Origin of the sequence: Mycolicibacterium anyangense (assembly GCF_010731855.1) — a bacterium.
In the GTDB taxonomy this organism is placed as follows: Bacteria; Actinomycetota; Actinomycetes; order Mycobacteriales; family Mycobacteriaceae; genus Mycobacterium; species Mycobacterium anyangense.
This window is the reverse complement of sequence record NZ_AP022620.1, coordinates 888686-901692: the sequence shown is the minus strand read 5'-3', so window position 1 is coordinate 901692 and position 13007 is coordinate 888686. Positions and strand designations below refer to the sequence as shown.

Below are 13007 nucleotides of genomic sequence, written 5' to 3'. Positions count from 1 at the left end.
CGATGATCGGCGCTGGGCGTATGGTCTTCGCTGCGTGGTCATCTGCTCGTCAACCGTTGGAGGCGCCAATGCCACCTCGTCAATCGCGGCCCACTCGCGCGCCGGTGGATCGCGCCGCGATCACCGCGGCCGCCACCGCGCTGCTCACCGAGGGCGGAGTTGAAGCAGTGACGATGCGCAGCCTGGCAAGCCGGCTCGGCGTCTCGGCGATGGCGCTTTATCACCATGTCGAAGACAAGGACGACGTTCTGCGCATGGTGGGTGACGAGGTACTGGGGCGCGTCGTGCTGCCCGACCCGCTGGCCATGGACTGGCGTGCGCAGATCATCTACGTCGTCACGCATGCCTATCGCGCCCTGCAGAGCGTCCCAGGCATCAGCGGCGTCGTGTTGACCAGCAAGCTGTTGCCCAACGCCAAGGCCCAGTTGTTGTTCAGTCTTCATCAGTTCGAGCGTGCGGGCCTGGACCCAGCCGCCGCCCGGGAGGCCTATGCGGGCGTGCATCAACTCTTCATCGGCCGACTGCTGATCGCCGACAGCGCCAATTTCCGACTCAGTTCCACCGCACATGCCGTCGACGAGATCCATGACTACATCGCCGTACTGCATCGCGAGTCCACCTTCATCAACGCACTCGAAGCCCTGCTGAACTCCTACGGCAAGGCTGATAGCTGAATCATTGCACTGTACATGTACGATTTGGGGCGATGTTCGCTTTCGCTCGGAAGTAGGGAAACCCACAGCAATGACGACCCCGGCCACCGGATACGACTTGCCCGATGAACTTCTGGTCAGCAGCGACGGACCTGTCAGGATCGTCACCCTCAATCGGCCGCAGCAGCGCAACGGCGTCAACCGCGCTCTGCACCAGTCGCTGGCGCGGGTGTGGGATCTTCTCGGCCGCGACGCCGGGGCCCGCGCAGTGGTATTGACCGCACGAGGCGACTTCTTCAGCGCGGGTGGCGATTTCGACTACATGCAGGAGAACGTCGACGACGCGCAGATGCGCGCACAGACCATCGACGAGGCCAGGGCGATCATCACCGGCATGATCCGCTGCCCGCTGCCGGTCGTCGCTGCCGTCAACGGCCCTGCGGTGGGGCTGGGCGCGAGCCTGGCCGTCTTGGCAGACCTGGCCGTGTTGTCCGATCGGTCTTTCCTGGCCGACCCGCACCTACGCATGGGTCTCGCCCCGGGCGACGGCGGAATGACATGGCCGGCGTTGATCGGGTTGGGTCGGGCCAAAGAGTTCCTGTTCCTCGGCGGACGGATCACCCCGGAGAAGGCCGTCGAACTCGGCCTGGCCTCCCGGGTGGTGGCCCATGACGATCTGATGCAGCAGAGTGTCGAGCTGGCATACCGCCTCGCCGGAGTGCCTGCGGATGCCCTGCAGTCGACCAAACTGGCACTGAACAGCTACCTCGATGTGCAACTCGACCGCGCATACGAGTCCGCGCTGCAGGCCGAGCTGCGCAGTATGCATTCGCCCGAGCACCGGGACGCGGTGGCAGCGGCCCGGGCCAAGTCCTGATTCAGTCGGATTGGGCCGCCAGCTGGGCGCGCAGACGCTTCTTGTCGACCTTGCCACTGCCCAAGCGCGGCAAGGCGTCCACGATCACGAGTCGACGGGGAATCTTGTAGCGGGCGATCCGGTCGGTGAGCTGCACAGCGATCGACTCGAGTGTGACGACAGCGTCGGGCCCGCAGACCACGACTGCGCACACTGTCTCCCCGAAACGTTCATCCGGCGTCCCGACCACTGCACACTCGCTGATGCCGGGGACAGCACAAAGAGCGTTCTCGACCTCGGGCGAATACACGTTCTCGCCGCCGCTGACGATGACGTCCTTCTTACGATCGATCAGGTAGAGCAATCCGCGCGCATCGAAGCGCCCGATGTCACCAGTGTGATACCAGCCGTCCCGAACCGCGGCCAACGTCGCCACGTGATCATTCCAGTAGCCCCGGAACATGGTCGGGGACCGCACGATGACTTCGCCTGGGACGCCGGGGGATGCGTCGTTTCCGTCCTCGTCGACCACACGGACGTCCACCCCATGAAACGGGAATCCGACCGAACCGAGCTCGAGGGCGGAGTCGACCCTATGCAGTTCGGGCGGCAGCCCGGATACGATGCCCTCGGTCTGGCCGTACATGTTGACGAACTGCGCGTCCGGCAGGGTCTGCAATGCTCGCCTCAGCAGCGGGACCGTGATGGGCGCGGCGGCATACACGACCGTCCGCACAGTGGCCAGATCCGCAGCAGCACTGGGCACGTCGAGAAGCCGTTGCAACATCACCGGGGCGAGGTGCAGCACCGTGATGTTCTGCTGCGCGGCAAGTATCAGCGAATCGGCGATATCGAATTGCCGCTGCAGCACCACTGTTCCGCCACCTGCATGAACTCCCCCGGCAATCGCCATCGCCCCGATGTGGCACATCGGCATGTTGATCAGCACCCGGTCGGCATTACCGGTGCGCATGGTGTTGTTCATGGTGTGCAGGACGCCGAGGAACTCCTGCTGCCCTTCGATGCAGCACTTGGCTCCGCCGGTGGTGCCACTGGTGAACAACAGCAACGCAATGTCATCGGGCCGCGCAGCGTAGGGCAGTTGGTCATCGCCGGCAGTCAGAAAGCTGTTGTACTCGGCTCCGAAGGACACGATTCCGCCAGGCAGCGAGACACCCTCGACGGCAGCGGTGATCAGCTCGGTGAATTCCGGATCGCAGAACACGATAGCGGGGTCGACCTGCTCGATGGCAGCCCGCACTTCGGCCAGCGACCATCGCCAGTTGGGCGTCGCAATGATCACTCCGCTGAGCTGACCGGCAGCGAGCACCTCACAGAACGGGATGCTGTTCTGCCCGAACAGGACCACGCGATCCTGCCGCCGGACTCCAGACCTAGCCAGCGCCGACGCCAATCGCGTTGCCCGGGAGGATAACTCGGAATGTGTGATCGAACTGCCAGCTGCACGATAAGCAACCGCATCCGGAAATCGTTGCGCGTTGGCCTCGATCAGATCACCGAGGGTAGCCGCTGGGAGGCGCGACATCGGCGATACTCGCGGTGGCTACTTCGCCTTGGCCCGGAAGGCGGCAACTCGCTCCTGGAATTCCGGCGTGGAAAACGAGACGAATTCTTCGGCGAGCGCGTATTCGAGGACGCCGAGGGCCGCACGGCTCAGATGCATGTTCATCGCGATCTTGGTCGACCGCAGCGCCTGGGCCGGCAGCGCCGCCAGGCGCTCGCCGAGCGCCAGGGCCTTGTCGAGCACCGCGTCGTCGGCAACGACCTCGATGGCCAAACCGAGCTGCTCAGCGTCTTTGGCGGTGATCCGGTCACCCAGCATCACATACTGCTTGGCCTTGGTCAGACCGATCAGCAGCGGCAGCATGGCAGCACCGCCGTCACCGGCGGTCAGCCCGACCGCGACATGCGGATCGGCCAGGTACGCGTTCTCACCCATGATCACCAGGTCGGACAGCAGCGCGATCGAGCAACCGAGCCCGACTGCCGGGCCATTGACCGCCGACACCAGTGGTTTGCCGAAATTGATCACCTCGGTGAAGACCACCCGCGCCTCGGCGATCTGGTGCGCGCGGGCAACCGGATCCTCGATGAGCCGACCGAACATGACCATGTCGCCACCGGCGGAGAAGGCCTTTCCGGAGCCGGTGATGACCACGGCCCTGACATCGTCATCGTTGAGCAGCACGCGCCAGATCTTCGTCATCGCGTGATGCAGCGCCTCGTCGACCGCATTGAACGCCTGGGGCCGGTTGATCCGCACGACGTGAACCGCACCGACCTTCTCGACCAGAAGTGATGGGGCGAAGGCTTCGTAGCCGGCCAGGGTAGAGATTTCAGTGGTGGTCATGATGCTCCCTGTTAGTTCTTGTCCGAGGATAGGACGGTGACGGCCGAGACGGCGGTAGGTCCACCGATGTTGTGCGCCAGGCCCACCCGGGCTCCGTCGACCTGGTTTTCAGCCTCGCCGCGCAGTTGGTTGAACAGCTCGTAGCATTGCGCGACACCGGTGGCACCCGGCGGATGCCCCTTGGCCTTCAGACCGCCACTGGGATTGATCGGGATGGACCCACCCACGTAGTTGTCGCGAGACTCGACGAGTTTGTACGCCTGGAATCGGTCAGCGAAGCCGAGGTCCTCATAGCTGATCAGCTCGACACCGGTGAAGCAGTCGTGCACCTCGGCGACGTCGATGTCGTTCGGGGTGACGCCCGCCATCTTCATCGCTGCTTTGGCAGCCCGAACGGTGGGCGGAAATGTCGTCATGTCCGCTTTGTGCTGGTGCATGACGCGGTCCAGACCCAGTCCGACGCCGCGTACCCAGACCGGCCGGTCGGTGTATCGGTCGACGACATCCTCGGCTGCCAGGAACAATGCGGCTGCGCCGTCACTCTGTGGCGTGCAGTCGTACAGACCGAACGGATCGACCACCAGTGGAGCCGCGAGTGCCTGCTCCACGGTGATCTCGTAGCGCAGTTGCGCGTGGGGGTTGGTCAGCGCATGGAAATGGTTCTTCACCGCGACCATCGCCATGTGTTCCTTGGTGGCCGGCGATTCGTGCAGGTAGCGGTTGACATGCAGGGCAAAGTTCGCCGGCGCGACCAGCCCGAGGGGGTAATCCCAGGCGCTGTCGCGAGTGAACGCCGCCCATTCCCAGAACGTGACGTTCGTCGCGGTCTCACGTACCTTGTCCGCACCCACTACCAAGGCCACGTCATACGCACCGGAAGCGATCGCCAGCGTCGCATTGCGGACGGCGTCATTGCCTGTGGCACAGGCATTCTCGACACGTGTGACGGGGATGTCGACCAGATCGAGGGTGTCGGCGAGGATTCCGGACGGAAAGCCGTCGGTGGTGGACAGTTCGCCGAACCAGGCTGCCTCGATGTCGCTCTTGTCGATGCCCTTGTCGACATGCGCGGCCGCGGCAGCGTAGGCCATCGGAACCAGGTCCTTGATACCCAGACCGAAATGCTCACCAAACGAGGTCATTCCGGCACCGACGATGGCGACGTTCCTCATGCGAGTACCTCCTGCGTCGCGAGCACCTTGCCCGGCCAGAACATGTATCCGTAATCGGGGATGCCCGATCTCAGCGCGATGCGCCGCAACACCACGGCGCCGGACTGGCCGATCTCGACCTCGCCGGCAGGCACCCCGGTCACCTTGAGCAATACCCGAACCGGGCTGTCGTCCAGGGCAACGATCGCCAACGAGTACGGACTCGGCAGATCGGGAACCGGGATACGAACGGTGGACACCGTGTAGACCGATCCACTGCGCGGCAGAGGCACCCTGGTGTGGTCCGACAACAGCGTGCCGGCATCGTCGGTGCGCATCCGTGGCGGGAAGACCGGTGTCGAGTCGACGCCCTTGCCCTCCTCGAACACCGCAGCTTCCCAGTAGAGTTTCGGCTCGAAGGCGCGGCTGTAGGCCGGCAGCGAGATCGGAATGCCGTTGCCGTCGGCGACCTTCGTCTTGGGAAGCTCGGCCGGGTCCGTTTCGTCGCGGGTGATCCTCGCGCTTACCGTGCCGACGTCCAGGCGGGCCACCACCGCCGTCGACTGGTCGAAACCGATGACCAAACCGCTGTGGTCGCTTTCCAATGCCTGCGCAAGGAGTCGGATGACAGCGGCCGCGGACTCAGTCGAATCCGCCGCTGCAGCAGCGGTGTCGAATCGGTCGCCCAACTGCGCTGCCCCCACCCCGGCCAGCACACTCACCGCGGTGTCGTCACCGGCCACCTCGAGGCGGGCCAGCGTCTGCGACATGCCGACCTCGCGCAGCAGACGGGGGTCCACGTACTCGTGGCGCCGCCCATCGGCTCCGCGAGCGGTCAACGGCAGGCTTCGAGCGTTGCGGGAGACCGGCGAGAGCTGGGGCGTCCCGTCAGAACTACCGGTGAGGACTGCACCGGCGCCGCAGCTGCGGTCGTTGTGGTCGGCGGCGATGACCAGCGTCCCCGGCTCGGCCAGCGCGATCTGATCGACAACGGCCGCGGCGCCGCCGAGCACCTCGGCAACCGCTGTCGCCGGACTCAGCGACAGACCGGCCAGCAATACCGCGGCATTGCCACCTTCGAGCAGCGGGAAGTCGCGCGATACCAGGACCACCCGGCTCGCGGTCGCGCTGGCGTCCGCCGCCCGCCCTGCAGCTACGGCCATGGTGAGGGCGTCCTCGTCCGGTCCGGCGACCCGACGTTTGCCCACTATCCACGGTGGAAGATATGTGCCGACTGCGCTGATCGCCGCCATCAATGCCCCTGTCCTCAGGCGTCCACGAATGGCAATAGAGTTACATTATTAAGCTAATTAGTCAAGTGTCAGCGGTAGGCCTCGAAAAGATCCGCAACGCCCTCATCAGTTAGTGTAATAATCCATCTCTAACCGTCGACGCATGGAGGTCTCTGTGGGCGCATTGGACGGCAAGGTCGCCGTCGTCACCGGCGCAGCTCGAGGCCAGGGCCGCAGTCACGCCGTAGCGTTGGCCCGCGAGGGTGCCGCGGTGATCGCCATCGACATCTGCGCCCAGATCCCGTCCGTCGAGTATCCGATGGCGACCCCCGACGACCTGGCCGAGACGGTGGCACAGGTCCGCGGAGTAGGTGGCCGGATCGTCGCCGCGGAAGCCGACGTCCGCGACCTCGACGCGCTGCGGACGGTGATCGCCGATGCCGAGAACCAGCTGGGTTCCGTCGACATCATCCTCGCGAATGCAGGCATCGCGCCCGTGGGATTACCCGATCAGGACTCCGTCAGGCAGTTCAATGACGTCATCGGCGTCAACCTCGTCGGCGTCTACAACACCGTCACGGCGGCGGTCGACAGCCTGATCGCCAAGGGATCGGGGTCGATCGTGCTGGTGAGTTCCACCCAGGGCCTCAAAGGCACTGGTGGCCAGGGCACCGGCGCCAGTCTGGGCTACACCTGCGCCAAGCACGCCCTGGTCGGCATGATGCGTAATCTCGCGAATTGGCTTGGTCCCCAAGGTATTCGGGTGAACACTATCCACCCCACCGGGGTGGCGACGCCGATGATCCAGAACGAGGTGATGGAGAGCTTCTTCGCCGCCGCAGATCCCAGTCTGTTCGAGAGCACGAAGAACCTGTTGCCGATCCCCTGGGTGGAGCCGGAGGACATCTCGAACGCCGTCCTCTACCTTGTCAGCGACACCGGCCGGTATGTCACCGGAGTGGCCCTGCCGGTCGACGCCGGCTTTTCGGCACGCTGAGCAATCACTGCCGCTGCGTAGCCGTCGACCACATGGCATCAACGATGCGGCGCTGCGCTTCCGGGGACGGCGGCTTGAGCCCGGCGGATCGCAACGTCCGCATGAACACCACACCGATGAGCGCATCCGCGTACCAATGGGTGTCGATATCAGGCGGCAATTCGCCCTCTGCGACGGCTCGGTCGAGCAATGTCGTCAACCGGACGCCGGCTTTGGCCATGACCTGATCGCGAAACGCCTTGAACAGTTGCGGGTGACGGGGGGCATCGGCGATCAGCCGGAGCTGAATTCCCAGCATCGACGGGTTCATCAGCGACGCGACGTGCGCGATGATGACGTCGATCTCTGCGCGCACGCTGGCGCTGGGGTCGGGCATCGGCCATTGGGTCAGTCGATCGAGAGTGTCGATGATCAGGGCGTCACGGTCCGGCCAGCGTAGAGCCAGACTGGGACGCGACACCCCGGCACGGCGCGCGACACTGCGCATACTGAATGCCTCGAATCCGCGCTCGGCCAACTCTTCCTTGGCGGCCTCGATCACCCGTGCCTCCACCGAGGGATCCCGTGGCCGCCCCGGGCCGCCCGCGTCGGTCATCGGCGTGCTGGTCACCCGCGACAGACTACCGGCGCGGTGGTCACCGGGCTTTACCTTCTCCGATGTCCCCTACCATGTCCGCTGCCATGGCCTCGACGATGCGGAACTTCTGCACCTTTCCCGAGGCCGTCATGGGCAACTGGCCCGCGATCTGCCAGCGCACCGGCCTCTTGAACGGCGCCAACACGGCTTTCACGTGTGCCGCGAGCCGGTCGGCTGACAAGACGGTTCCCGGAACGGGAACCACCGCCGCAGCGACGATCTCTCCCCAGCGCGCGTCGGGTAGACCCACGACGGCGACCTGCCCGACATCGGGATGCGACAAGATGGCGTTCTCCACCTCGACGGCGTAGATGTTCTCGCCCCCGCGCACGATCATCTCCTTGAGCCGGCCGCGGAAGTGCAGGCGACCCGCAGGATCCAGCGAACCGAGGTCGCCGGTATGCAACCATCCGTCATCGTCGATCGCCTGCGCTGTCTGTTCGGGGCGATTGAGATATTCGGCCATCGCCGAGGGTGTTCGAACGACGATCTCCCCCGTCTTCCCGACCGACACCGGAAGGCCAGAGGACGGATCAATGATGCGCACCTGCCGGTTCGGCAACGGCCGGCCAATAGTGCTCGCCTTCACCGCAGGTGCGTCGTCGAGATCGGTGGCGGTGATGACCGGGGCCTCACTTTGGCCGTAGAACACCGCCGCAGGCGCGCCGAAGTGTCGCTCCAGGCGCTCGACCAGATCGGGCGGGATCGAGGCTCCCCCGACGATCACCGCAGACAGCGCGGGTAACTGCACCGTCGACAACTCGGGGTCATCGAGGATTCGCAGGAACAGCGTCGGTACGCCGCCGAGCAGGGTCGCCCCCGACAGCGCGGCCGAGGAAACAAAGCTCTCGGCCGTGAAATCGGTGACCATGACGTAGGTTCCGGCCAGCGTCGCCGGACCTAACGCCAGCGCGACAGATCCCCCAACGTGATGCAGCGGCAAAGGGCTGCACCAGATTTCATGTTCATTGACCCGCAAGTGTGCCGTCATCGCACAAGCGGCATCAAGACACGCCTGGTGGCTGAGCACCGCGCCTTTGGGAGTGCCGGTGGTCCCCGAGGTGTATTGGATCAAGAACGGATCAGACGGTCGAACCGACACGGTCGCAACCGCGTCCACCGCCGCCGCGTCCACCGTGGCGAGCCGGTCACACCACACCTGCAGATCGGTGACCTCGATCTCGCTGCCGCCGCGTCCGCACAACTGCGTGGCCCGGTCGAGCAGGCCGCCAGCCGAGTCGGCGAGAACAGTGCTGGCACCGCTGTCGGCGAGGAGGACGCCAACCTCAGCGTCGGTCAGATTCGGATTGATCGGCACGAGCGGACGACCCGAGAATGCCGCGGCGTAGAACAACACAACCCAGGCCGGCGAGTTCACGCCCCACACCGCGACAGGCGCATTACGGGGTGACCCTGCGCGTAGTGCGGTGGCGCCAGCCTCGGCCAGTGCCACCACGTCCCGCCAGGTGAGGCTCGCCAACCTGCCGTCAGCTGACCACTGCAGCGCCGGCCGCGCGGGATGCGCCCGCGCGGCCGCACGCAGCATGGCCCCAACGGTGTTTGATGCCATGGCAGCCCCTAGTTGAGGAACAGGTCCATCCCGTTGTCACGGGTGAATGCCTTGCGGCGCTCTTCACCGAGGCCTTCGACCCGAAGGTACATCTCGGCCGGCTCGCGCAGCCCCTCGGCGTGCGGCCAGTCCGATCCCATCACCAGGCACTCGGTGGTGCCGAGTTCATCGGCGATCTTCACCGTGTCGTCCTCGGGATACGGCACGACGTTGACATGGCGCTTGAAGATCGTACTGGGACGCTCGGTCAGCTGACCGCCCAGCCACGGGCCCAGCCGAGCCATCCCGCGACTCTTGTCCATGTGGTTGATGAAGTGCGGAATCCAGGAGGCGCCGTACTCGCTGACCACGACACGCAGGTCCGGGAACCGGCCGAAGATGTTGTCGAATATCAGCGCCGACAGCGTGTCGGTGATGGGGCGCTCGCCGTAGGTGTTCTGCCACTGCCAGGCCGAGAACTGGAACGGTGGTCCCATCTTCCATCCCCATTGCGAGGCAACGTGTTCCTGATAATGGTTCTCGGCGATGTGATAGCACACCACCGCTTTGGCCTCGTTGAGCCGAGCCCAGAACGGGTCGAAATACGGATCGCCCGGGCTACGCCCGTAGACCGGACCACACGGCAGCACGACGAACTTCGCACCGGCCGCGAGAACCCGGTCCAGCTCGGCGACAGCACGGTCGAGGTCGCGCAGCGAGAGCAGCGCGGGTGCGTAGATCGTGTCCTGGTAGTTGAAGCCCCAGTCTTCGTTGATCCATTTGTTGAACGACTCGTAATTGTCGTACAGCGCGTCGACGTCGTCCTTGAGAAACGGCTCGGCCAGTAGCGCCCAGCCACCGGGATACATGATGGCTTTCTCGATCTGCTGCTCGCCGAGCTGAATCAGGCGCGCGTCCCGGTCGAGGTATTCCTTCTGGAGAGGTTCGAAGAACCGCTCGGCGTCAGTGGCATTGCCCGATGCGCGCTGAGTCAGCATCTCCACCAAAGACCCTGGGACATAGGCCTTCGACAAATCGTGTTCCTTCTCGAAAGCGGTGACGAGCCGGTCGTTGGCCAACAACGCCTTGTGCCCGCTGGGCATCTCCACCAGGTGAACCGCTGAATCCAACTTGGCCTTCGGCATGAACCGGGTGAAGCAGTCGGTGGATTCGTAGGAATGCTGGTCGAAGTCGGTCAGCAGGTATGGCAGCGGACCGACGGTGTCCTGAATGAGTGCCATGGAGACTCCTTGTCGAGAAGCGTGGGTGGATGCGCCTCACCTGTTTTATACCATGTTGGCACTTTATTGCGGAAGCCGCCGGTTCGAGACATTTCGGACAGGGTCCGAAACTTGCTCAGAACACGTAGCGGGCGATCAGCTCCGCCACCGCGGCCGGCTTGTCGTTGCCCTCGATCTGGACGGTGTGACGGACGGTCAGATTGACCGTGTTGTCACCGGTCTTATCCACGGCCGCAACTTCGGAATGCAGCCGGATTCGACTCCCGACAGGCACCGGTGAAACGAAGCGAACCTTGTTCAGCCCGTAGTTGACGGCCATCTTGGCCCCGCGCACCACGAAGAGGTCCTTGCTCAGGATGGGGATCATCGACAGGGTCAGGAATCCGTGGGCGATGGTCGATCCGAAGGGACTCTCCGCCTTCGCCCGCTCGACGTCGACGTGAATCCACTGGTGATCTCCGGTGGCCTCGGCGAACAGGTCGATCCTGGACTGATCGATTCGCACCCAATCGCTGGTGCCGAGGTCGGCGCCGAGCGATCCCAGCACGTCGTCCATCGAGTCCATGGTTTTCATCCTGCCTCCGAAGTAGATTTTGGTTAATTATTCCGGTAGATCTATACACTGTATTATCAAGCCGGATCACTCCGGACCCATACGTGCCGATCGAGGTAACAGATGACGCAAATGATCGCTGAGGGACTCTTCCGGACCGAAGGTGAGCGAACCGTGCTGATCGGATCCCGCCGCGGTGCCGGTGCCCCGGTCAAGTTCCCTGCCGAAGCCGACTTCCTGCTCGACGGCGACGGTGAGCTGGAGAAGATCGACCTGTCCAGCCACGGCACCCTGTACACGTTCACCACCCAGGAGTTCATCCCGCCGCTCCCGTACAAGGGCAGCCGCTCCCCCGAGGCGTTCGCCCGCTACACCGTCGGTTATGTGGAACTGCCGGAGGGGCTGCTGGTCGAGGGCTTGGTGGTCGGCGCCGCACCGGAGGAGCTGCAGATCGGTCAGCCGATGGTCACCACCACGACGATCTTCCAGACCGCCGACGGCGAATCGTTGTTGACGTACGCCTTCACCCCCGCCTGAACACTGGCCCGACTCCGTTCACAGCATCAGCACACGCCGGCTTGTCATGAAAGCGCCGGCACGGGAAGGAATTCGATGAGCACCACACCTGAGATCGCCATCATCGGCGTCGGGATCCATCCGTTCGGCCGCTACCCCGATCGGTCCGCCCTGGAGATGGGTGCGGTGGCGATCCACCGTGCACTCAAGGACGCCGGTGTCCCCTGGAACCGGATCGGCAGCTTGTTCGCCGGCAGCCTCGAAGTCGCCAACCCCGAAGCGATCACCGGGCTGGCCGGCATGACGGGAATCCCAGCGCGAGCCACCCTGAGCGGCTGCGCTACCGGAAACTCGTTGCTGACGCTGGCGGCACGCGAGGTACTACTGGGCCAGGCCGAGATCGCTGTCGGCGTCGGGCTCGACAAGCACCCGCGCGGCTCGTTCGGGGCCGAGCCCGCAGTCGCCGGTCTGCCGCAGTGGTACGGCGACCAGGGGATGTTTCTGACCACCCACTACTTCGGCCACAAGATCAACCGCTACATGCACGACCATGGCATCAGCGAGGACACCCTGGCGCGAGTGGCGGTCAAGAACTTCAACAACGGTGCGCTCGCGCCGCACGCGTGGCGCCGCAAGCCGATGGCATTCGAGGCCATCGCCGAGTCACCGATGGTCAATTACCCGCTGCGCCAGTTCATGTACTGCAACCCCAACGAGGGTGCGGCCGCCGTCGTCGTGTGCCGGGCCGAAGACGCCAAGAAGTACACCGATACCCCGATCTACATCCGTGCCAGCGCAATTCGTAGCCGTCAGGACGGCGCCTTCGAACTGCTGCGCACCTCCATCGAGACACCGATCGTGCCGGGCGCCACCGCGGCAGCGGCGGCGGCCGTCTACGAGCAGGCCGGTATCGGACCCGAGGATGTGGACGTCGCGCAGCTGCAGGACACCGATTCCGGTTCGGAGATCATCCACATGGCCGAGACCGGACTCTGCAAGGACGGCGAGCAGGAGGCCATGCTGGCCAACGGCGACACCGAGATCGGTGGCCGGATCCCGATCAATACCGACGGCGGCTTGCTGGCCAACGGTGAGCCGGTCGGCGCGTCCGGGCTTCGTCAGGTCTACGAGTTGGTGCAGCAGCTCCGGGGCAGCGCCGGTGACCGGCAGGTTCCCAACAGCCCCACGGTGGGGCTTGCCCAGCTGTACGGTTCGCCGGGCAGTGGCGCGGTCGCCATTCTGTCCCGTTGA

13 protein-coding genes and 1 pseudogene are annotated in these 13007 nt (G+C 64.7%); 5 read left to right on the top strand and 9 right to left on the bottom strand.

The features are described from left to right. The first annotated feature begins 68 nt into the window (after window positions 1-68). Together G6N35_RS04260 and G6N35_RS04255 are read left to right on the top strand one after the other, a co-directional pair. Window positions 69-674 (top strand): TetR/AcrR family transcriptional regulator, encoded by a 606-nt coding sequence (locus G6N35_RS04260; protein ID WP_163803120.1) that lies wholly within the window; start codon window positions 69-71, stop codon window positions 672-674. Between the two features lie 70 nt (window positions 675-744). Further along, window positions 745-1530, top strand: coding sequence for an enoyl-CoA hydratase/isomerase family protein (locus G6N35_RS04255; protein ID WP_163803119.1), 786 nt, complete (start codon window positions 745-747; stop codon window positions 1528-1530). 1 nt (window position 1531) lies between these two features. Here the strand turns inward: G6N35_RS04255 and G6N35_RS27745 are convergent, their stop codons facing one another. From G6N35_RS27745 to G6N35_RS04235, 5 genes and pseudogenes are all read right to left on the bottom strand, one after another. Beyond that, window positions 1532-1972, bottom strand: coding sequence for a class I adenylate-forming enzyme family protein (locus G6N35_RS27745; RefSeq protein ID WP_407664601.1), 441 nt, complete (start codon window positions 1970-1972; stop codon window positions 1532-1534). Then, a pseudogene (locus tag G6N35_RS04250) lies at window positions 1967-3055 on the bottom strand (class I adenylate-forming enzyme family protein); the annotation flags it as partial. The pseudogene G6N35_RS04250 and the gene G6N35_RS27745, both read right to left, overlap by 6 nt. An 18-nt stretch (window positions 3056-3073) precedes the next feature. Beyond that, window positions 3074-3880, bottom strand: a complete 807-nt coding sequence (locus G6N35_RS04245) for an enoyl-CoA hydratase/isomerase family protein (RefSeq protein WP_163803117.1) — start codon at window positions 3878-3880, stop codon at window positions 3074-3076. A gap of 11 nt (window positions 3881-3891) precedes the next feature. Then, entirely contained in the window at window positions 3892-5052 is a 1161-nt protein-coding gene (locus tag G6N35_RS04240) for a thiolase C-terminal domain-containing protein (RefSeq protein ID WP_163803116.1), read from the bottom strand. Continuing rightward, window positions 5049-6284: a Zn-ribbon domain-containing OB-fold protein gene (locus G6N35_RS04235; protein WP_163803115.1), complete on the bottom strand. Its 1236-nt coding sequence runs from the start codon at window positions 6282-6284 to the stop codon at window positions 5049-5051. Before G6N35_RS04235 ends, G6N35_RS04240 begins: the two co-directional genes overlap by 4 nt. A gap of 154 nt (window positions 6285-6438) precedes the next feature. Between G6N35_RS04235 and G6N35_RS04230 the strand changes: the two genes are divergently transcribed. Next, window positions 6439-7260 (top strand): mycofactocin-coupled SDR family oxidoreductase, encoded by an 822-nt coding sequence (locus G6N35_RS04230; RefSeq protein ID WP_281357065.1) that lies wholly within the window; start codon window positions 6439-6441, stop codon window positions 7258-7260. A gap of 4 nt (window positions 7261-7264) precedes the next feature. On the opposite strand, the gene G6N35_RS04225 is transcribed toward G6N35_RS04230, so the two are convergent. The 4 genes from G6N35_RS04225 to G6N35_RS04210 all read right to left on the bottom strand — a co-directional run bounded on the left by G6N35_RS04225 (window position 7265) and on the right by G6N35_RS04210 (window position 11261). Beyond that, window positions 7265-7870, bottom strand: coding sequence for a TetR/AcrR family transcriptional regulator (locus G6N35_RS04225; protein WP_163803113.1), 606 nt, complete (start codon window positions 7868-7870; stop codon window positions 7265-7267). Window positions 7871-7895: 25 nt separating this feature from the next. Next, window positions 7896-9443, bottom strand: coding sequence for a class I adenylate-forming enzyme family protein (locus G6N35_RS04220; protein ID WP_220098502.1), 1548 nt, complete (start codon window positions 9441-9443; stop codon window positions 7896-7898). Window positions 9444-9475: 32 nt separating this feature from the next. Then, complete coding sequence (locus G6N35_RS04215) at window positions 9476-10687, bottom strand: amidohydrolase family protein (RefSeq protein ID WP_163803111.1); 1212 nt, start codon at window positions 10685-10687, stop codon at window positions 9476-9478. Window positions 10688-10802: 115 nt separating this feature from the next. Beyond that, window positions 10803-11261: a MaoC family dehydratase gene (locus tag G6N35_RS04210; protein ID WP_163803110.1), complete on the bottom strand. Its 459-nt coding sequence runs from the start codon at window positions 11259-11261 to the stop codon at window positions 10803-10805. Between the two features lie 102 nt (window positions 11262-11363). Between G6N35_RS04210 and G6N35_RS04205 the strand changes: the two genes are divergently transcribed. Together G6N35_RS04205 and G6N35_RS04200 are read left to right on the top strand one after the other, a co-directional pair. Then, complete coding sequence (locus tag G6N35_RS04205; RefSeq protein ID WP_163803109.1) at window positions 11364-11777, top strand: Zn-ribbon domain-containing OB-fold protein; 414 nt, start codon at window positions 11364-11366, stop codon at window positions 11775-11777. 75 nt (window positions 11778-11852) lie between these two features. Beyond that, complete coding sequence (locus G6N35_RS04200) at window positions 11853-13007, top strand: thiolase family protein (protein ID WP_163803108.1); 1155 nt, start codon at window positions 11853-11855, stop codon at window positions 13005-13007.